This window comes from Cupriavidus sp. C2SS-8b (genome assembly GCF_057073745.1).
Genome location: NZ_CP172717.1, coordinates 2,303,855 through 2,324,480 on the forward strand (window position 1 = coordinate 2,303,855; position 20,626 = coordinate 2,324,480).

At 64.4% G+C, this 20,626-nt stretch carries 16 protein-coding genes; 2 read left to right on the forward strand and 14 right to left on the reverse strand.

Annotated features, from left to right (window positions below; genetic code table 11):
- Nucleotides 1–68 precede the first annotated feature (68 nt).
- On the forward strand, nucleotides 69–4,445 hold the full coding sequence (locus ACIGJB_RS27375) for an NACHT domain-containing protein (RefSeq protein ID WP_483733102.1): 4,377 nt from the start codon (nucleotides 69–71) through the stop codon (nucleotides 4,443–4,445).
- Nucleotides 4,446–4,748: 303 nt separating this feature from the next.
- On the opposite strand, the gene ACIGJB_RS27380 is transcribed toward ACIGJB_RS27375, so the two are convergent.
- The 13 genes from ACIGJB_RS27380 to ACIGJB_RS27440 form a co-directional block, all read right to left on the reverse strand.
- Complete coding sequence (locus ACIGJB_RS27380; protein WP_483733103.1) at nucleotides 4,749–5,492, reverse strand: sulfite exporter TauE/SafE family protein; 744 nt, start codon at nucleotides 5,490–5,492, stop codon at nucleotides 4,749–4,751.
- Nucleotides 5,493–5,524: 32 nt separating this feature from the next.
- On the reverse strand, nucleotides 5,525–6,535 hold the full coding sequence (locus ACIGJB_RS27385) for a Bug family tripartite tricarboxylate transporter substrate binding protein (protein WP_483733104.1): 1,011 nt from the start codon (nucleotides 6,533–6,535) through the stop codon (nucleotides 5,525–5,527).
- An 86-nt stretch (nucleotides 6,536–6,621) separates the two neighbouring features.
- A complete protein-coding gene (locus tag ACIGJB_RS27390; RefSeq protein ID WP_483733105.1) occupies nucleotides 6,622–7,716 on the reverse strand; it encodes a Bug family tripartite tricarboxylate transporter substrate binding protein in 1,095 nt (364 codons plus the stop codon).
- Between the two features lie 256 nt (nucleotides 7,717–7,972).
- On the reverse strand, nucleotides 7,973–8,887 hold the full coding sequence (locus tag ACIGJB_RS27395) for a LysR family transcriptional regulator (protein ID WP_483733106.1): 915 nt from the start codon (nucleotides 8,885–8,887) through the stop codon (nucleotides 7,973–7,975).
- Nucleotides 8,888–8,952: 65 nt separating this feature from the next.
- A complete protein-coding gene (locus ACIGJB_RS27400) occupies nucleotides 8,953–9,786 on the reverse strand; it encodes an amidohydrolase family protein (protein WP_483733107.1) in 834 nt (277 codons plus the stop codon).
- A gap of 44 nt (nucleotides 9,787–9,830) precedes the next feature.
- A complete protein-coding gene (locus tag ACIGJB_RS27405; RefSeq protein ID WP_483733108.1) occupies nucleotides 9,831–10,514 on the reverse strand; it encodes a fumarate hydratase C-terminal domain-containing protein in 684 nt (227 codons plus the stop codon).
- Nucleotides 10,508–11,443, reverse strand: coding sequence for a fumarate hydratase (locus ACIGJB_RS27410; RefSeq protein WP_211947610.1), 936 nt, complete (start codon nucleotides 11,441–11,443; stop codon nucleotides 10,508–10,510). The genes ACIGJB_RS27405 and ACIGJB_RS27410 overlap by 7 nt, the downstream gene beginning before the upstream one ends.
- Before the next feature lie 12 nt (nucleotides 11,444–11,455).
- Complete coding sequence (locus ACIGJB_RS27415) at nucleotides 11,456–13,204, reverse strand: L-aspartate oxidase (RefSeq protein WP_483733109.1); 1,749 nt, start codon at nucleotides 13,202–13,204, stop codon at nucleotides 11,456–11,458.
- On the reverse strand, nucleotides 13,205–13,552 hold the full coding sequence (locus ACIGJB_RS27420) for a succinate dehydrogenase/fumarate reductase transmembrane subunit (RefSeq protein WP_211957183.1): 348 nt from the start codon (nucleotides 13,550–13,552) through the stop codon (nucleotides 13,205–13,207).
- Nucleotides 13,549–13,884 carry a succinate dehydrogenase gene (locus ACIGJB_RS27425; protein WP_483733110.1) on the reverse strand — a complete coding sequence of 112 codons (336 nt, stop codon included), beginning with the start codon at nucleotides 13,882–13,884 and terminating at the stop codon, nucleotides 13,549–13,551. The genes ACIGJB_RS27420 and ACIGJB_RS27425 overlap by 4 nt, the downstream gene beginning before the upstream one ends.
- 2 nt (nucleotides 13,885–13,886) lie before the next feature.
- On the reverse strand, nucleotides 13,887–14,618 hold the full coding sequence (locus ACIGJB_RS27430; protein WP_483733111.1) for a succinate dehydrogenase/fumarate reductase iron-sulfur subunit: 732 nt from the start codon (nucleotides 14,616–14,618) through the stop codon (nucleotides 13,887–13,889).
- A gap of 23 nt (nucleotides 14,619–14,641) precedes the next feature.
- The gene (locus ACIGJB_RS27435; RefSeq protein ID WP_483733112.1) at nucleotides 14,642–16,273 is read right to left on the reverse strand and encodes a thiamine pyrophosphate-binding protein; all 1,632 of its coding nucleotides are present in this window, start codon (nucleotides 16,271–16,273) and stop codon (nucleotides 14,642–14,644) included.
- Nucleotides 16,274–16,432: 159 nt separating this feature from the next.
- Nucleotides 16,433–17,398: a LysR family transcriptional regulator gene (locus ACIGJB_RS27440; protein WP_483733113.1), complete on the reverse strand. Its 966-nt coding sequence runs from the start codon at nucleotides 17,396–17,398 to the stop codon at nucleotides 16,433–16,435.
- Nucleotides 17,399–17,583: 185 nt separating this feature from the next.
- Here ACIGJB_RS27440 and ACIGJB_RS27445 point away from each other — a divergent pair, with 185 nt between their 5' ends.
- Nucleotides 17,584–19,098, forward strand: coding sequence for a CoA-acylating methylmalonate-semialdehyde dehydrogenase (locus ACIGJB_RS27445; protein ID WP_483733114.1), 1,515 nt, complete (start codon nucleotides 17,584–17,586; stop codon nucleotides 19,096–19,098).
- Nucleotides 19,099–19,313: 215 nt separating this feature from the next.
- Here ACIGJB_RS27445 and ACIGJB_RS27450 read toward each other — a convergent pair whose 3' ends face one another.
- Nucleotides 19,314–20,573, reverse strand: coding sequence for an IS256 family transposase (locus ACIGJB_RS27450; protein WP_483730391.1), 1,260 nt, complete (start codon nucleotides 20,571–20,573; stop codon nucleotides 19,314–19,316).
- Between the last annotated feature and the right edge of the window lie 53 nt (nucleotides 20,574–20,626).

Below are 20,626 nucleotides of genomic sequence, written 5' to 3' on the forward strand. Positions count from 1 at the left end.
TTGCAGCGGGCGCAACTAAGCCAGTATGGGACTACTGAAGAACTGAGGCTATGAAACGAAGATTTGGCGTGAACGCCACAGCCGCCGCATCTGAAACGTTCATCAACAACCACGCAAATGTCTACCTCGGCCAAACCATTGAATGGTCCACGCTGCTGGAGTCCCAGCGGGTCCTGTTGGTCGCAGAGGCGGGGGCAGGCAAAACGCATGAATGCGAAACGCAGGCCGAGGACCTCTTCAAGAGCGGTGAGGCCGCCTTCTTCCTGCGGCTCGAAACGGTGGCCGCCCGCGGTATTCGATCGGCGCTCAATGGCGAGCAGTTCAAGAAGCGATTCGACGACTGGCGGGCCTCTTCGTCCCAGATCGGTTACTTCTTCTTCGACTCTATTGACGAGCTGCAGTTGGTGCACGGGGACTTTCGCAATGCGCTCAAGCGCGTGCACGAGGATCTGGAAGGGGCGCTGGGTCGGGCAACGGTTGTCGTGACGTCGCGCCCCGTCGACATTGACCGGCGGGCCTTCGCGGACGTGCTGCCGGTGCCGAAGGTCGCGATCGATGAAGCGCACGGCGAAGCGTTCGTCCGGACAGCGCTTGAAGGGCCGACCGACGCCGACAAGGATCGATCCCCGTCTTTCCGGGAAGTGACGCTGCTGCCGTTCTCCGACGAGGAGATCGCCGAGTTTGCACGAGGCCAAGGCGTTAAGAACCCCGAGAAGCTGCTTGAGGAGATTCGTGCCCGGCACGCGGAGGACTTCGCGCGCCGCCCCCAGGACCTGATTGAGCTGTGCGACAGCTGGCGGGATCACGGCAAGATCCGCTCGCACTATGAGCAGCTGAAGTGTCATATCGAGGCGAGGCTACGCGCGCGCCGCAAGCGGAAGGAGCCGGCTGACCTGACGCTGGACCAGGCGCGCACCGGCGTCCAGAGGTTGGCGCTCGCGGCCATCCTCAGTCGTCGCCTCACGATTCGGCACAGCGCCGGCGCTGATGTTGAAGGCTCGGGCGACGCGCCGCTGGTTCCAGATGAGCTGCTCTCAGACTTCACGTCCAGCGAGATCGAGACGCTGCTGCAGCGGCCTATATTCGCGGAGGGCGGCTATGGTCGGGTCCGCTTTCATCACCGGTCCGTGCTGGAGTTCTTGGCCTCCGCCGAGATAGATCACCTGGTCGGCTCCGGCGCGCTTGCTGTTTCGGCAGCCAAGCGGATGCTGTTCAGCCTCTCTGATACCCAGGTGTTGCTGCCGAAGCCGTCCATGCGGCCCGTGGCTGCCTGGCTCGCCATGATGCGTCCGGAGTTTTTTGACACGGTGTTGAAGGTCGAACCGAGCACCCTTTTGCTGTACGGTGATCCCGAGTCACTCAGTGAGGATCAGTGCGCCCAAGCGCTGCGGGCGTACGTCCAGCGGCACGGCGCGGGGAAATGGCGGGGCCTGGAGATTCCAAGCCTTCAGCTCGAACGGCTTGCCCGGCAGCCGCTGCACCAGGTCATCCTGGAGGCTTGGTCGGCCGGCATCGAGAACCCCGAGGTCCGCCAGATCCTCTTGCAGCTGATCGCCGTAGGTCGATACAAGCAGTGCTCCGATCTGGCGATGTCGGTCGCCGAGAAAGAGGCTGGCGAGGACCGGGAGCGATTTGAGTCCTTGAAAGCGCTGGTTGAGCTGGACGACTACCGCATCGATGCTTTAGTTGAAGCCGTGGCGTCATCCCAGCCCGGTTGGGGCCATCGCATTGGCCGGTGGGTCGCTCAGAATTTCTATCCGAAGAACGTGACGGACGATCAGCTCGTTCGGCTGCTGGCCTCCATCCCGCGCGCGTCGAGGCGGGACGACTTCTTCCCCAGCGGCATGGCGGCCATGCTTGAGCGCGTTTCTGTCAGTCGCGAGAGGCTGGAATCATTGCTGCCCGGGGTGCTTGCGCTGACCCGCAGCTCGGTCGTCGTGGACAAGGCTGAGGACAGCCTCAACGATCGCAAGGGGCGGCTGCAAGTGTCCTACATCCTGCGCGGCCTGAGCGCGCGCCTCCTGCGGGATGGAAGTCGAGCGCCCGACCTGATCGACGCGGCGGTACTGGGCTTCAGGGCCGCCGGCTATTCGTCGTTGGACAACGATCGCAACCGCAAACTGGCGGAGTTGTTAGGCGAGTTGCCGGCGCAGAAGCGCCGGGCCGTCTTCGAAGCCGACCTGGCGTGCGTCGCCCGCCTTGAGCCGCGACGATCACCCCAGGCTGTGCTTGCTCGCCTGATGTTTCAGGGGCCACTGCAGTACAGCATGGAAAAGGACGGACCCTGGGTGCTTCGCGATCTAGCCAATGTCGCCACCGACAAGGCGCGACGGTCGCTGCTGCTCCGCATGACAACCTACTTCGCGCGGACCGACGTGTCGCCAGAGATGGAGGCAGTACGCGAAGCCGTGAAGGATTCACCCGCACTCACGGCAGAACTGAATGAGCTCATCAAGGGAAGTGTGCCGACGCGTCAAGTGCTTGAGGCACAAGAGCAAGAGCGTAAGCGCGCTGAACTTCATGCCCTCAAGCAGGCCGACTACCGGGTTGAATGGACCGCCTTCTGGAAGGAGCTAGCCGAACGGCCGGCGCTGGCGCTGGCACCCGGCCGTGTCAACGGCACGCTTTGGAATCTGTCGAGGGTGTTGAGCAAGCGTTCGCGCGGCGACAGGGTGCGCTGGGATCGCGAATTCCTTGAGAAATGCTTCACAGGCCCGGTAACTGAAACCATACGCAGAAGCTTGCTGGCGTACTGGCGGAACATGAAGCCCACGCTCCCGTCCGAGCGCAAGGAGAAGAACACCTATCTTGTGGTCTGGACGTATGGGCTGATGGGGCTGTACGCCGAAGCAGAGGATCCCCGTTGGACACGCTCTGTCAGCGCCGTCGAGGCCGAGTTGGCCGTTCGGTACGCGCTGGTGGAACTGAATGGCCTGCCTGATTGGCTCGCGGCGCTGGCGGATGCCCACCCTCAGGTCGTCGAACTAGTGCTTGGCGGCGAAATTGAAAGTGAGCTCAAGGGGAAGGGCGGCGACGGCGGCTGGCACTCGGTGTTGCTGCAGAGCTTGCGATACGGCCGCATCGAGATCGCCCGGGTGTTGGAACGCCGCTTGGTCCTGTGGCTTCGCGGCCCTGGCAAGAAGCTGATGCACGGCCGTCACAATCCGGTGGCGGAAGCAAAGCTGGATCAAGTTGTGCGTGTGCTGCTGGTCCATGGCATCTCGGAGACGAAGCGCTGGCTTATGGAGCTGGCCACGCGCGAGGTCATTGCGGCGAAGCAAGGGCCGTTTTTGTTCTTCTGGCTGCCTGTGCTGATGCGACTGAATCCACTGCGGGGCGCCGCCCTGCTTTTTCGCGCGCTTAGCGTCCTGCCAGTCGAACGCAGGGGCGTTGCCGTGACAGCCATCGGCAGTCTGTTTAGCGAGCGGGGTGTCGAAGGAGGGCCCAAATGGAGCGCGGCGCTGGCGCCGGAGACGTTGCTGCGCCTGAATCAAGAGATCAACCGACATGTCGTTCCGGCAGTAGATGAACAGCATGAGGATGCCTACTCACCGGGTCCCCGAGACAACGCCGAGACCGGGCGACGGCAGGTGTTCGACGCGCTGATCCAGGCAACTGGTGCGCAGGCGTATCGGGCGAAGCTGGCAATGTCCACCGATCCACTGTTTGCCCACACCAAAGACCGCATCGCTGCGTTGGCACACGAGCGCCTGGCGGAAGAGACCGATGCCAGTGTGATCTCAATGGAGGAGCTCGCGCGACTCTTCCAGGGCAATGAACTCGCGCCGATGACCACCACCGACATGGCGCACCTGCTCAATGACAGGCTGGATGATCTGCAGGACCTGATGGGCATCGACGCAAGTCCCAAAGCCGCCTGGGCGAAGGTGACCGATGAGAACACGCTCCGCCCCGCCATTGCGCACGAGCTCGACATGATGTCAAAGGGGGCCTACACCATCGACCAGGAAGGCGTCACCGTGGATGGCAAGGAGACAGACATTCGATTCCGTGCGCTGTCGCGGTATCAGGCAACAATCGAGCTGAAGATTGGCGAGAAGCCTAGAACCGGGAAGGAATTGCGGGATACGATCGAGACGCAGTTGGTCAGGAAGTACATGTATGCCCGCAACGCGAAGGCCGGCTGCTTGTTGGTAACCGTGGCCAACCCGGCAAAACGGTGGTACCACCCGGACACCGGTGAGCCCATGGACCGGCACCAGCTTCAAGCGATGCTGACCGATGCAGCGCAGCTTGCGCAGCAACGGCTTGGCGGCGAAGCGCGGGTCATGGCGCGCGTGCTGGACCTAACGCCCCGGCTGCCGAAAGAATCTCGTGAAGCAAAAGCCTCGAAGCAGATGGCCAAGAATAAGGCAGCCGCGAAAACGGCCAAAGGCAACAATGCGGCCGCCAAGACGACTCGGGCGCGGAAGTCCGGAATGTGACCAGGTAGCTTAGCGGGCACTGTCGCGACCACCCCAAGCATCTAGCCTCGGCTTGCGCTGGACCTCACAAAGGCAGCGAACAGGTCTAGATTTGAGATGTGAAGCGGAAAAAGTCTGCTTGAATTCCCGCAAAATCGCAGTGCAACAAAGCCGCAAGGTGCAAGACACAATAGTTACGGATATGCCTTGTCAGCGTTGGCTTTGCGGACGAAAAAATGCGCGCAATCCGGAACTAACTAGGTATGAAAATCCGTAACTGTTGTACCCTGCCAGATGCGATGACGACGCGCCAACCATATGTCGCTACATCATCAACCCCCGGCAAAGCACCGACGCCCCACTGGCCGCCAGGAACAGCATCAGCACGCGCCGCACCACGTCGGCAGGGAATCGCTTGCGCAGCCGTGACCCCACAGCCAGCCCCGCCAGGCTGAACGGCACAGCGAACGCCGCGCTGCGCAGCAGGTCAGCCTGCTGCAGCAGTCCGCTGCTGGCAAACGCAACCAGGCGCATGCCCGCACTGACCAGGATCACCGCCGCGATCGTGGCGCGGAACTCGTCGAGGTGCGGCAGTCGCCTGGACAGGTACATGGTGTAGATCGGCCCGCCCGTCCCGAACAACGCGCTGAACACACCGCCAACGATACCCGCCGGCGCCGACCATGCCGTGCCGGCGGCCTGCGCGCTGGCCGCAGCAGGACGAAACAACGCGCGGCCCGTCATGCCCAGCACGAATACGCCAAGGCCGACCAGCAGCCAGCGCGACTCGACCCTGGCCAGCACCGTGGTGCCAAGCGCCACCCCGGCGACCATGGACGGCACCAGCCGCAGCAGCTCGGAGCGCGCAATGGACTTGCGGTTGCGCAAGCCGACCATGGTGGTCGTGACAAGGTCCAGCAGCAACAGCATGGGCACCACGAACTGCAGCGGAATGAACTGGACCAGCACGGGCACCGCCACCATCGCCGCGCCAAAGCCGGTCAGCCCGAATACCGTGTAGGCGGCGGCAATGGTCGCCCCCAGGATCGCGTAATGCTCGCTACCCATGCTGTCAGCCCGTTCTTGTTGTCGTCGTCACGCTACTGCACCTTGATGCCTACACTGCGGGCCAGCGACTGGTACGTCGCAAAGCTTTCCGATACATACCTTGAGGTCTCTTCGGGCGTCAGGACGCGCGGGATGCCCCCATATGTCGCGTTGGCGGAAATCCAGCGCGCATCGCCCGCCGCCGCCTTCAGTACGCCGGCCCACTTCCCGACGATGTCCGGCGACAGCTTCGGCGGGCCGTACAGCGCGCTCCAGCCAATCACCGCTTCCAGCTTCGGGAAGCCAGCCTCGCGCACGGTCGGCACCTCCGGAAGCTGCTTGAGCCGCTCCGGCGTGGTGGTCACCAGCGCGCGCAGCTTGCCGCCCGAAAGCTGCCCCGACACGGAGCTCAGGTTGGGGCAGCTGAAATCGACCTCCTTCGAGATCACGGCGAGCGCCGCCTCGCTGCCGCCCTTGTAGTTCACGCTGACGGCATCGGCCGGCTTGAGATTCAGGCTTTGCAGCAGCAACTGCGGCGCAAGGTTCAGCACGGTGGCCGGGCCCGATGCGCTGTAGTTCAGCTTGCCGGGATGCGCCTGCAGTTCGGCCGCCAGATCCGCGATGGTCTTGTACTTCGATTCCGGATGTACGACGCAGACCACCGGGTTCAGTTCAAGCAGGCCGATAAACGTGAAGTCGTTCCACTTGTACTGAAGCCCCGAATCCTGGATGGCGGGAAGCAGCACCTGCGAGCCAACCCTGGCCAGCAGCAGCGTATAGCCATCCGGCGCCGCGTCCTTCGCCGCCTGCGAGCCGATGGCACCGTTGGCGCCAGGCCGGTTCATCACCACGACCGGCTGCCCGAGCATGGTGGAGGCCGTGACCGACAGGTTGCGCGCGGACTGGTCCGCATCACCGCCTGCGCTGAACGGCACGACGATCGTGACCGGCCGGCTCGGGTACTGCTGCGTGGGCTGCGCAGTGGCAGGCAGCGCCGTGACAGCACTGGCCATTGCCATGCCGGGCATGGCAAACCGCATGAGCCTGCGAAACATTGGATCCATGACGCTTGTCTCCGCTTCCGGACAGCGGCGGCTCAGGCGCCACCGTCCAGCCGACTGTGGGTACGCTCTGTATCGGACAGCCACGCTCAGTTGGCCGAGATCTTCCGTCTTGCCACCAGCACCTTCCAGCGGCCCGATTCCTGCGCGATCTCCTCGACCAGGCGGCCATTCGGCGACAGTGTCTTCGTCATGCCCTGTGCGGCAAGGTAGCGCTGCATGCTGGGCTCCGAGACGGCACGTTCGAGATCGGCATACATCTTTGCGGTCAGGTCTTTCGAGGTGCCCGCGGGCGCCATCAGCGCGAACCAGCCATAGAAGCTGAAGCCCGGCAGTCCGGCTTCGGCCACCGTCGGCACGTCGGGCAGCAGCGGCGAGCGCTCCTTGCCCGTCACGGCCAGCGCGCGCAGGCGATTGCCCTTGAGCAGCGGCGAGATGCCATTGATATTGCCCACGGTCATGTCGATCACGCCGGCCATCAGGTCCGCATAGGCCGGGCCATCCCCCTTGTACGGCACGTGCACGACCTCCATGCCCGCAGCCTCGGCAAATGCCTCGCTCGCGATATGGACCTGGCTGCCGTTGCCCGCCGAGCCAAAGGTGAGCTTGCCGGGATTGGCTTTCGCATAGCTGATGAGTTCCGCCACAGTCTTGGCCGGGACCTTGGTATTGACCGTGACGACCATCGGGCCGCTGGCCACCTTGCTGATCATCTCGAAGCTCTGCGTGGAATACGGCAGCTTGTGGTAGATGTACGGATTCACCGTGAACATGCTGCCCGAAGCCAGCAGCAGCGTGTAGCCGTCGGCTGCCGACTTGGCGACGACTTCCGCGCCGACGGCACCGCCGGCGCCGGGACGGTTGTCCACAACCACGGGCTGCTTCCATTGCTTGCCCAGCTCCAGCGCCAAAGCACGCGCCAGCAGGTCCGTGGCGCCGCCCGATGCAAACGGCACGACCAGTCGGACCGGCTTGTTCGGCCATTCCTCCGCATGTGCCGGCGTCATGTACAGCGGTGCGATGGCAAAGGCGAACATGGCTACCGCCGTTGAGCCCGCGTGCCGCCTGGCGCCCGCGCCGCCACGCAACTCCTCGAGAATGGGATTCGCGCGCAAGCGATGCAGCCATTGCCGTGCGTGTCCCTGCCAATGCCTGAGTGCGCTTCCAATGCCAAGTCGTGTCATCGCTGTCTCCTTTGTGGTGCCGCTGTCCGTCGCGGCTATCGTGTGCAACGCATTGTCTTCAATCGAGGCTAATAAAGAATTTCCTTAAACAAAAACCTGATGTTTTGGTGATGATCACCAGTTAAACTGGTTAATAAAATTAAATTTCAGAAAGCAAATATCCATCCCGCATTTAAATTCAATGCAGTTCTTTATCGATCCGGCCGGACGCTATTCTTCTTCGACTGTCCGCCTTGATGCAGGACGACCGTCGTCGCTAGCGCTTGCGGACCAGCCTGGGCCGGCCGTCGTCGGGCGCGCTGGCCGGCTCGGTGACGGCCGTCAGCGCATCCAGCAACAACCGGGACAGGTGCGCGCGCGGGTTGTCGCGCGGGACCAGGATGCCGAGCCGGCGCATCAGCGGCGGCGATCCGAACGGAATGGTACGGATCGACGCCGGGAATTCATTCTCCACGCCGCGCGCGGGCACCACCGAGGAGCCAAGGCCGTTCGCAACCATGCAGATGACACCTTCCAGCGTGTCGATCTCCATGGTCGACCGCACCGCAATCTGCCGGCGCACCATTTCTTCCTGGACCAGGAATCCCACGCGCGCCGTGCGATTGAAGCGCACATACGGCGTCGTTTCGAGCACGCCCTTGTCCGAATCGCCACGCGTCGTGACATGCGTGATGACCACGAACTCTTCATTGAAGAACGGCGTGAACTCCAGGTCCAGGCGCGGCACTTCGGGCTCGGTGACTACCGCGACATCGAGCTGGCGTCGTTGCACGGCGCGCTCCAGGTCATGCGTTAGCCCCGTGGTCAGGTGGATGTCGAGACGATGCCCCTGCTGCTGCAGCCGCTTGAGCGCCAGCGGCAGCAGGCCGGACACACAGGTGTGCACCGAGCCTAGCTTGAGCACGCCGCCCGCCGCTTCGCGCTTGAGCGCCGCGCTCATGCTTTCCCAGTGGGTCAGCAGGTCGCGCGCCCGGTTGGTGAAGGCGAGCCCGGCATCCGTGAGGATCGGCGGCCTGCGGCTGCGGTCGAAGATGGTCATGCCCAGTTCTTCTTCCAGCGCGCGCATCTGCATGCTCACGGCGGACAGCGACAGGCCGATCGCGTTGCCGGCTTCGGCGAAGCTGCCGCGATCCGCGATGGCGACCAGGGTGTAGAGCGTCTTGACGTCCATATTCGACTCGATATCAGGGGGTTCGGTGCGCCGTCATTGTGCCGCACGGACGCACGCCACGTACCCTAAAGCCCCAGCAGGCGGCGCGCGTTGCCGCCCATGACCTTCTCCATGTTCTCCGCACGAATTGGCAGCGTTTCGAACCACTGCTTGTAGTCGCGCACCGGGCAGAACGGGAACGAGCTTGCGTACAGCATCCGGTCGGCCAGGAAGGTATCGGCCGCCTTCACGTACTCTTCCCAGCCCGGCATCCTGGAGAAATACATATCCGGCGACAGGTACAGGTTGGGTCTTCGGAATGCGATGTGGAGGATCTCCGTGACCCACGGCCAGCCGCCATGGACCACCACGACCTTGAGCCTCGGGAAATCGGTGAGTACGCGGTCCGTGCGTATCGGGTCCGAGTAGCTCAGGTCCGGGCCCGCGGTGCCGCCCACCATCAGGATCACCGGCACGTCCAGGTCTTCGCAATGCGCGTAGATCGGGTACAGGCGGCGGTCGTCGGCGTACATCGGGATCGGGTACGAGCCCGGCTCGATGTTGATGGCCTTGAAGCCGCCGGCGACGGCATTCGAAATGGTCTTGCAGGCGGCCACGCGATCGGTCGGATCGATGGACGCCGCGCCGATGAAACGCCCGGGGTAATCGCGCACGATGCGCGCCACGTCGTCGTTCGATACGCTGCCGAGCGTGCCGGCAAGGCGCCCCACGACAACGCCCTTGTCAACACCAGCCGCATCCATCTCCTGCATCAGCAGGCCCATCGACTGCTGCTGCGCGGCTGGTGAAGGCTCGAAGCCGACCGTGCGCGTGAAGCCGTCGCGGCGCTCGCCGGCCGAATACATCAGGGTGTTCAGGAAGCCGCCGAGTGGCGGCCGCAGTCGGAAATCGATGATCATGTCCGTTCCTTGCCGGTTCGCTGCAGTGTGTTGTGAGTGCGGGGCTACATCACTTCATTCTTGCGGTCGTCGGTCTCGCCGTAGCGATGCAGCGCAGGCGGCTTGAGCCCGGCGTAGAGCTTCTCGATACCGGCGTTGATGACTTCGGCGTGCTGCGCAAAGAGCGAGTTGCCGTCCAGGTCGCTCTCGACGATGAACGGGCCGAAGTTCTCGACCTCGAACATCCACATGGCCTGCGCGATGCCAAGCTCGTCGAGCCAGAACACATCGCGCACGCGCTTGATGCCGCGGCCCAGCAGCGCGCCCGTGCCGTATCCGACCGTCGTCAGGTAGACCGCGCCGCCGGGCGCCAGCACGCGCTTGTAGTCGTCGGCGGGCATGCCGCCCTTGCCGATGAAGATGCGGCAGCCGGTCTGCTCCATCCACTTCGGAATCCACTTCGAGAAGCGGAAGCTCGCGGTGGCGGTCACCGCGCCGACGTTGTAGCCGCCATGGCCATCGGGCGCCGCAGCCGGCGAGCAGTGGAAGTTGACGTTGCTGAGTCCGCGCAGCTCGACCGGTGGCTCAAGGCCCTCGTCGAGCACCTTCTTGTAGACGCCCTCTCGGGCGGTGTAGATCACGCCATTCAGGTAGACCGCCGCGCCCAGTTCCAGGCGGGCAATGTCTTCCGTGGTGGCAGGCAGGTTGATATGGAAGACCTTCAGGTCATCGTCTTGCGGGCTTACCATTCGACTGTCTCCCTGCGCAGGTAAGGGGTGAACCACTGCGGGTCGGTGCGGTACTCGATCTCGCCGCCCGCGTGGATGCGTGCGGTGGCGCGCCGCGACGACAGGCAGAACGTATGCAGGCTGATCGGCATGCCGCCCGTGTGGGTATGGCCGACCTCGATGTGGCAATCGACCACCATCGATGAGCCGACAAAGCCCATCGCGCCCATGCCGATGGAGTTTCCGAGCTTCATCAGTTCCAGCTCAAGTTCGGCGATCTTCGGATCGGGGTTGCGATCGCCCACTACGCGCAGGCAGGCCGCCTGCTTGCCGAGCTGCATGCACGTATCCTTGGAGCCGCCCAACCCGATGCCGACGATGGCCGGCTGGCACGCCAGGCCGCGCTTGCCGAACGCGATCAGCGTATCGAGCACGAAGCGCTTGATGCCGTCGATGCCGTCACCGGGGAACAGCATGCGGTAGTCGGTGCCGAACAGGCCGCCCTTGTGCACCGTGGTGATCTCGACCCAGTCGGCATCCGGCTCGAACGACCATTCGATCTCCGGCGCGTTGATGCCGACGTTGTTGTTGTTGTCGGTGCGCCAGAGCGGATGCACCCGGTTCGGGCGCAGCGGCACGGCCAGCGTGGCGTCGGCGGTCGCCTTGCGCAGCGCCCGCTCGACCGCGACAAAGCCGCGCTGGACCGCTGCTTCATTGCCGACCTTCACGTAGTAGCGCGGCAGCCCGGTGTCCGCGCACATCGGGCGACGGTCCTCGTCGGCGGCTTCCCAGTTGTCCTGCATCGCGTGGATGACGAAGCGCGGCAGCTTGCCGGTCTCGGTCTTCTGCAGGGCCTGGATGCCTTGCTTGTAGTCCTTGGGGATCTCGATCGCGGCGCGTTTCATGATCTCGAACGCGGCTTCCTCGACCCGATCGATGGAAATGGTCATCGTAGCGGTCCTCTATGCGGCAACTTTCGGGGGTTGGCCAGCTTCGCCAGTGATCAGCGACGTGCCGGGCCGGACAATATCGAACTTGACAGGGACCATCTCCAGGCGAAGATCGTCGCCATCGGCGCTCACGCGGGTGTAGCGGCTGCTGTGCAGGTCCCCCGCCTCGGGGAAGTCTTCGCGGAAATGCGCGCCGCGGCTGTTCTCGCGTGCCAGCGCGGAAACCGTGATGACGCGCGACATGTCCACCAGGCTTTGCAGGTTCAGCCAGTCATGCCAGGTCACGTTGTAGCGCCGGTCGCCGTCGGGCACGCCAATGGCCATCAACGCGCGCTGGTGCGACGCGACCGATTCCAGTCCGCGCTGCATCGCGGCCTCATGGCGCAGCACGCCGACGTCGTCCCACATGGTCTGCGCGAGCGCGTCGCGTAGCTCGTGGATCGCGCCCGCCGGCTTCGAGAACGGATACTCGGCGCGCGCGATGCCATCGGCGATCACGCGGCGGTCCGGCTCCTTCCATTGCTTCACGCCCGGGACATAGGCCGCCATGGCATCGCCCGCGATGCCGCCGAAGACCGTCGAGTTCGCCACCCCGTTGCCGCCGAGGCGGTTCGCGCCATGGACGCCGCCGCAGTCCTCGCCAGCGGCGAACAGCCCTGGCGATGCGGTGCTGCAATCCACATTGAATTCGACACCGCCCATCAAGTAGTGAGCGGTAGGCACAACCTCGACCCTGCCGCCCGCGAGATCGAAACCGCAGTCGCTGCAGCGGTTGACCATGCCCGGGAAGGTCTTCGCCACCTTCTCCGGCCCGAGGTGGCTCATCTGGATATAGACGCCGCCCATCGGGCCGGTGCGGCCGGCGCGCATCTCTGCGTAGATGCCGCGGCTGACCACGTCGCGCGTCGCGCGTTCGCCACGTGCGTCGTAGTTCGTCATGAAGCGGTCGCCGTCGCCATTGAGCAACCAGCCGCCCGCGCCGCGCAGGCCTTCTTCGAGCACCGTCCCCGTCATGCGCGTATCGGGGCCGCCGAGCAGGCCGGTCGGATGGAACTGCACCATCTCCATGTCGCGCAGGCTCAGGCCGTAGCGCATCGCCATGGCCAGGCCATCGCAGGTCTTGTCGCCCGACGGCGTGTGATAGCGATACATCGTCGGACCGGCACCGGTGGCCAGCAGAACAGCCTTGGCCTGCACGAAGCGATAGGTGCCGCGACGCATGTCGATGAACAGCACGCCCGCGATGCCGGAGCCGTCCGCAGCGGGGATCAGCTCGATCGCGCGGTGCTCTTCCATCTCTTCCACATCGAGCGCGCGCACCTGCTCCATCAGCCGGTTGATGATCTCGATGCCGGTCAGGTCGGCCTTGTGCACGGTGCGGTCAAAGCTCTGCCCCGCGAAGGCCTTCTGGTGCAGCGTGCCGTCGGGGTTGCGGTCGAAGAAGCAGCCGATCTCGTTTTCAAGTTCGCGCACGCGCTCGACCGCGCCTTCCACGAGACGCCAGGCCAGGTCCTGCCGTGGCAGCCACTTGCCGCCCTCGATCGTGTCCATGAAATGGCGTTCGACCGAATCGCCGGAGGACAGCGCCACGTTGTAGCCGCCCTGCACCATGCGCGTACAGCCGCATTTGCCGAGCAGCCCCTTGACCGCCACCGACACCTTCAGCGCGGGGTTGGCCTTCTTGGCGTGCAGCGCCGCGAACAGGCCCGCACCGCCAGTCCCGAGGATCAGGATATCCGTCTTGTGGTTCTCGATTTGCATTCAGATTACCCCCAGGGCAAAGACCACGCCGACCAGCAGCGACAGCGCGCCGCCCCAGCCGATCCACGACAGCCGTGCGTCGCGCGTGGAGCTCCACGGCAACAGTTCCAGCGCCAGCAGCCGCAGGCCGAAGCACATATGAATGGACAGCAGCAGCACCAGCCCCCATTCCCCGAACTTCACCGCGCCCATGTCGGCGAACTTCAGGAACGCGTCCATGCGGGCACGCTGGTCCAGCGCCAGGCCGAGCACATAGAAATGCGCGGGAAGAAAGAGGCCCAGCGCCAGCCCCGAGAGCCGATGGCCCAGGAACGCCCAGTACGCGCGATGATTGCGTGGCGACTTCATGACCAGAACCCTCCGACCGCCGCCACCGCGCGCAGTCCCATGGCCAACAGCAGCAGGCCAAACAGCAGGCACGCCACCGATGCGCCGTTACGGCTCAGCCGCGCCCATTCGATCAGGATGTTGCGCAGGCCGATCGGCACATGGACCGCCACGCTGAGCACGAACAGCGAATAGAACGGAATCCAGATCCAGCTGCCCTGCGTGCGCGACAGGATCTCGGCCGCCGTCAGGCCGCCGCGCACCGCATAGAGGATGACACCCAGGTGCACCAGCACGAACGGCGCCATGATCATGGCCGTGAGACGCTGCAAGGCGAACAGACGCTGCTCCATGATCAGCCTCCCTTCAGGAACTGCAGCAGTGCGTTCTTCTTCAGGCCCGCGATGCTCCCCGTCGGGCTCAGGCTGACCGGGCAGTGCGTCATGCAATTGCCTTGCGTGTGACAGGCATTGCAGCCGCTGCCGGAGGTGGCCTTGCGCAGCACGTCCTTGGGGTCGGCGTGGCGCTCGTCGTTGAACAGCGTCCAGGCGCGGTTCAGCGCGGCCGGCCCGAGGTATTCCTTGTCCCACGACACCACATCGCAGGCCGCATAGCAGACCCCGCAGTTGATGCATTCGATCGCGGCGTCGGCCATCTTGCGCTTGCGGCTGGCCGGCGAGACGGCGGCCGGCGGATCGTCGCGCGTGGCCGTGCCGACGAAGGTATTGCCGGCCTTCTTCCACTTGTCGAAGAACTCCGACATATCGACCACGAGATCCTTGATGCGCGGCATATTGCGCAACGGCTCGATCACGATCACGCCATCCTCTTCCACGCGGCTCACGTGCGTGCGGCAGGTCCAGCGCGGACGGCCGTTGACGGTCATCGCGCAGGAGCCGCATACGCCGACGCGGCACGCGAAGCGGTAGGACAGCGTCGGGTCGAGGCGGCGCTGCACCTCGGTGACCACATCGAGTACGGTCTGGTTTTCACGCCATGGCACCTCGTAGGTGGTGAAGCTGCCCTCTTCGGTGCCGCGTGCAATGCGTACCGTGAGCATGCGCTGCGCGGCCTTGGTCGCCTCCATCACTGTCTCCCCCTTCGTGTCGTTCAATGCGCCGATGCGCCAGCCTGGTTGCGCGCGAACACCGGCGCGGGCTCGCCTTCCATGCGGACGTTGATGCATGCGGGCTTGCCGCTGTCGAGCGCTGCCTGCAATGCAGGCGCCAGCGCATCGATGCGTTCGACGAACGCCCCGAACCCGCCCAGCCCGGCCACCGCCGCGTCGTAGCGTGCCGCGGCGCTCAGCCCGCAGCCGATCAGTCGGTCTTCGCCGTAGGTGCGTTGCTGGATGACGTGTTCCGCGTTCCAGCGCAGGTCGTTGCCGATCACGGCAATGACGCCGGCCTGTTCGCGCACCGCGGTGTCGAATTCGGAAAGATGGAAGCCCGCGGTGCCATCGCCCATCAGCAGGACAACCGTGGCCTCGGGCCGGGCGATCTTCGCGGCGATGGCATAGCAGATGCCGCCGCCGATCGCGCCGGACACGCCGTTGATGATTCGCGTCGGCGCGGTGCAGAACGCCTGTGCCCACTGGCCGAACTCACCGCCATCGCAGACCAGGATCGGTTCGGGTACACCGTTGAGGAACTGATTGACGGTTTCGCACAAGGCGCGTGGATGGATATCCGCTTCCGATCCGGCCGGCGCCTGCCCGCGTTCCCGCCGCGCTGCGTCAACACGCTCCATCCACGCAAGGCGATCCTGCCCGGGCGGTCGCGATGCTTGCTCCAGCCGCTCAAGTGCGACGGACACATCCGCCACGCAGCGCGCGGCAAGGCGGTCGCCGAGCAGCCTTTCCGCGCGGCGCAGCATATCCACGTCGGGATCGATCGCCACAACTCGGGCCGTCTTGCCAAAGACGTTCTCGCGGCCAAATCCCACCGTGAAGTCGAGGCGCTTGCCGAGCAGGATGATCAGGTCGGATTCCGAGACGACCTCGGCAATCGCGCCCAGCGACGGATCACGCAATCCGCGCGGGCTTTCCATCGGCATGATCGGCGCGTTCAAGGCCTGGCTATGTGCGGGCAGCGCCCGGCGATTGCGGTCCCGGCACAGCGTCGGTCCCGCAAGAATCAGCGGCCGGCGTGCCTGGCCCAGCAACTGCGCGATGGTCTCGATGGTGCTCGCGGCCGGCTCCACCGGTTTGGCATCGAGCATCTGCGGCGGCAGCGCATCGAGGCCGGATTCGCGCGTCATCAGGTCGAACGGCAATGCCAGGTGAACCGGGCCGCGACGATCGGCCATTGCGGTCGACACGGCGGTGTCCAGCGTGGAGACGAGCGAGCGGGCATCGGTCACGCGCTTTGACCATTTGGTCAGCGGCGCCGTCATGGCCGCCTGGTCCAGTTCCTGGAACGCACCCATGCCGTCTTCGGCCACGGACGAGTCGCCCGACAACACCAGCACGGCGCTCTCGGCCTGCGACGCGGAGAACAGCGGCGCAATACCGTTGGCGATACCCGGCGCGGCAGTCAGCAGCGCTACGCCGAGTTCGCCCGTGACCTGCGACCACGCATCGGCCATGAATACCGCTGCGGCTTCATGGCGGACGTGGACGATGCGGATGCCGGCATCGATGCACGCGTCGTAGAGCGGCATGATCTGGTTGCCGGACAGACTGAAAAGGGTGGTGACACCGCGGCGTGCAAGCGCCTGGATGACGAGTTCCGAACCGAGCATTTGTCTCCGTACCCGACCGTTCTATTCCGGCCGTGGTCTTCTGTGGTTGGGTTGAATAAAGTTTAAGTAATCGATATTCCTGAAGCAATTGGATATAAGTTGATATTTTTTGAAGTTAAGATCGCAATGTGACTTTTGGATATCTCATTGCGATCGACCTCAGACCTGTGCCGGCGGGCGGAACGCAAAGCCTTGCGAGAACGACTCCCTCAGGTACTCGACCAGCACCTGCGAAACGCGCGACGCGTGTGCGGAGTACGGCCGGATGGCGTAGAGCCAGTCACCAAACGCTCCGGTCGCGCGCCACTGCGGCAGCAGTTCGACCAGCCTGCCGCTTTCCAGCGCGGACTGGGCGCTGAAGTCCGGCAGCAGCGCGATACCGAGGCCTTCAATGGCGGCATCCCGCAACGCCTCGCTGTTGTTGACCGCGAGCGGACCGGCGACGGGGACCGTGACCGGATCGGCATGCCCCGCGCTCGCGTCCGGCGATTCGGGCACAAAGGTCCATGTGGCGGTGCCTTGCCGGCGCGGATAGTGCAGGCAGGCGTGATCGGCCAGTGCCTGCGGCAATTCGGGCGCGCTTCGGGTCCTGAGATACGAACGGCTGGCCACCAGCACCGTGCGCGTCGCGGCCAGCGTCCAGGCGACATGGGTTTCGGGAGGCGTGGAGGTATGCCGCACGGCAATGTCGAAGCCTTCCTGCGCGAGCGGGCGCAGGCGATCGGACATGTCCAGCTCGACCTGGATCTGCGGATAGCGGCGCAGGAATCCGGGCAGCAAGGGCACCAGCTGCTGCCTGGAAAACGCCACCGGCGCGGTGACGCGCAGGAAGCCGCGCGGGGCGCCGGCCAGGTCACGGACATTGGCGTAGCCCGCGGCGATCTGCTCGAAGGCGCCGCGCATCGAATCGACCAGTTGCCGGCCGGCATCGGTCAGCGTGGCGCTGCGCGTGGTGCGCTGCACGAGCATGATGCCGGCTGCCTTTTCGAGGTCGGCGATGTGCTGGCTCATCGACGCCTTGCTGACGCCTAGCCGCGCGGCGGCCTTGCTGAAGCTGCCCTGCTGCTGCAGTACGACCAGCCAGTGCAGGTGCTCCCAGAGTTCCTCTACGTTGGCTTTTGTCATCCAGAGACTCCTTTCGCATCACTTGAGACGCCTATAGTTCGTGTCTATAGCATGCCAGTATCTAAAAATCCTGAACAGTGAATTCGCCTGCGGGTGGCTAGCCGCGACTCGCGCGCCTTCCTACACTCGCCTCATTCCCAGACACGGCGGCCTTGCAGGCTCGCCAGACCGCACAGGAGATTTCCATGACCGCGCCTTACAACGACTCCGCAGACGTGATCCACTTTGTTTCCGGCGAACGCTTCGCGGGTTCGGGCACGCGCTCGCAGGCCGTGTTCAATCCGGCTACCGGTGCGGTGGCGCGGCAGGTCCGGCTTGGCACGGTCGAGGACGTCGATGCCGCGGTCGCCAGCTCGCTGGCGGCATTCCCCAGGTGGGCCGACACGCCGCCGATCCGGCGCGCGCGCGTCATGCTGAAGTTCCTGGAGCTGATGAACCAGCACAAGGACGAGCTGGCCGCCATCATCACGGCCGAGCACGGCAAGGTATTGAGCGACGCCGCCGGCGAAGTCAGCCGCGGCATCGACATCATCGAATTCGCCTGCGGGATTCCGCAGCTGCTCAAGGGCGATTTCACGGACCAGGTCTCGACCGGCATGGACAACTGGACGCTGCGCCAGCCATTGGGTGTGGTGGCCGGCATCACGCCGTTCAACTTCCCTTGCATGGTGCCGTGCTGGATGTTCCCGGTGGCGATCGCGGCCGGCAACTGCTTCATCCTGAAGCCGAGCGAGCGCGATCCTTCGGCATCGCTGTTCATGGCCGCGCTGCTCAAGCAGGCGGGCCTGCCCGATGGCGTGTTCAACGTCGTGCAGGGCGACAAGACCGTGGTTGACGCCCTGCTCCATCACGCCGACGTGAAGGCGGTTAGCTTCGTCGGCTCCACGCCGATCGCCAACTACATCTACGAGACCGGCGCGCGGCTGGGCAAGCGCGTGCAGGCGCTGGGCGGCGCCAAGAACCACATGGTGGTGATGCCGGACGCGGATATCGACCAGGCCGTGGATGGGCTTATCGGTGCGGCCTACGGCTCTGCCGGCGAGCGTTGCATGGCGATCTCGGTCGCGGTGCTGGTTGGCGACGTGGCCGACAAGATCCTGCCGAAGCTGGAAGCCCGTGCGCGGGAGCTGGTGATCCGCAACGGCATGGATGCGGCGGCCGAGATGGGGCCGGTGGTCACTGGGCAGGCGCTGGAACGCATCGAGAACTACATCGCTCTTGGCGTGGAAGAAGGCGCGAAGCTGGTGGTCGATGGCCGCAACTACAAGGTGCCGGGGCACGAGCAAGGCTTCTTTACCGGTGGCACGCTGTTCGACAACGTCACGCCTGACATGCGCATCTACAAGGAGGAGATCTTCGGGCCGGTGCTGTCATGCGTGCGGGTGGATGATTTTGCGCAGGCTGCGAAGCTGGTTAATGACCATGAGTTTGGCAACGGCGTGGCTTGCTACACGCGTGATGGCCAGGTTGCGCGCGAGTTCGCGCGCAGGATCGAGGTCGGGATGGTTGGCATCAACGTGCCGATTCCGGTGCCGATGGCGTGGCACGGCTTCGGCGGCTGGAAGCGCTCGCTGTTCGGCGACATGCATGCGTATGGGGAGGAAGGCGTGCGGTTTTATACGCGGCAGAAGAGTGTCATGCAGCGGTGGCCGGATGATATGGCGCGGGGGGCGGAGTTTGCGATGCCTACGGCGAAGTAAGGGATTTTTGCGGGCCTGGCTGGCGATGACTGGGTTGTCGCGCTTGGCATGCGCCGCTGTTTCGCCGGCGTAGCCGGCGGGGTTCTGGGGTTATGACTGGGTTGTCGCCCTTGGCAGGCGCCGCCGGCGAAACAGCGGCGCAGGGCCTGTCAGCGTTTTTGTGTTCAGGGCAGTTAAAGGCGCACCGTCGACTTAACCGGTGAGCCAGCATTATCTCAGTGATGCGGGTGGGTAAAGCGTTCCTCATAGAGAATCGCAAACTGGTTCATGGCAGCCTTCCAGTCATGCGTTGAGCTGCCCCACTTACCGGTGATGTTGCGCAGGGCCAGCCATAGCAGCTTCGTTGCCGCCTCGTCACTGGGGAAGTGCCCCCGAGTCTTGATGATCTTACGTAGTTGCGCGTTGATGCTCTCGATCGCGTTCGTCGTGTAGATGATCTTGCGGATCGCCGGTGGGAATGTAAAGAACGGGATCACCTGATCCCAGGCGCGACGCCAGGACGCGGCGATCGGGGGGTATTTCTTAGCCCATTCGCTCTGCTCGAACGCCGCCAGTTCGGCCAGCGCCGCCTCAACAGTGGGCGCGGTGTACACGGGCTTAAGCGCCGCAGCCACGGTCCGGCGCTCTTTCCAACCGGCGTAGCTCAAGCTGTTTCGGATCAGATGCACGATGCAGGTCTGTAGCGTCGTGGCCGGGAACACCGCGTTCAGGGCCTGTTCCATGCCCTTGAGCCCGTCGGTCACTGCAATCAGGATGTCCTGCGTGCCACGGATCTTCAGGTCGTTGAACACCTTCATCCAGAACTTGGCGCCTTCGGTGCTCTCGATCCACAGGCCCAGGATGTCGCGCGTGCCGTCGGGCAGCACGCCCAAGGCCAGATAGACGGCCTTGTTGCGTACCACGCCGTCCTCACGCATCTTGACCCGCAGCGCGTCGAAGAACACCACCGGGTACATCGCCTCCAGCGGGCGGGCTTGCCAGGTGGTGACCTCGTCCATGACTGCATCAGTTACAGAACTGATGAATTCTGGCGACACCTCGGTGCCGTACTGTTCGGCCAGAAACGCCTGGATCTCGCGCACGGTCATGCCGCGGGCGTACATGGCGACGATCTTGTCGTCGAACCCGGTGAAGCGTCGCTCGTGCTTGGGAATCAGGATCGGATCGAAGCTGCCGTCGCGGTCGCGCGGAATATCCACTCGCAGCGGCCCGTCCTCGGTCAAAACCGTCTTAGCACTCTTGCCATTGCGTTGATTGGCTGTGCCGGCTGGGCGCTCAGCGCCAGCCGGGTAGCCCAGATGATGACCGAGTTCAGCGCCCAAGGCCCGCTCGATCAGGGCCTTCTTGAATGCCATTGAGGCGTCCTGCACGGCCTCGGCAGTCATCGGGCCCTTTACGAAATGGGCGATCAGATCCTCGGGAATGATCGGCAGCTCACGATCGGCGGCCTGACTCGTCTTGTTTCTACGTGGCATGACATGCTCCTTGGCGACATGTTATGCCCTAAACACAAAATTTCTGACAGGCC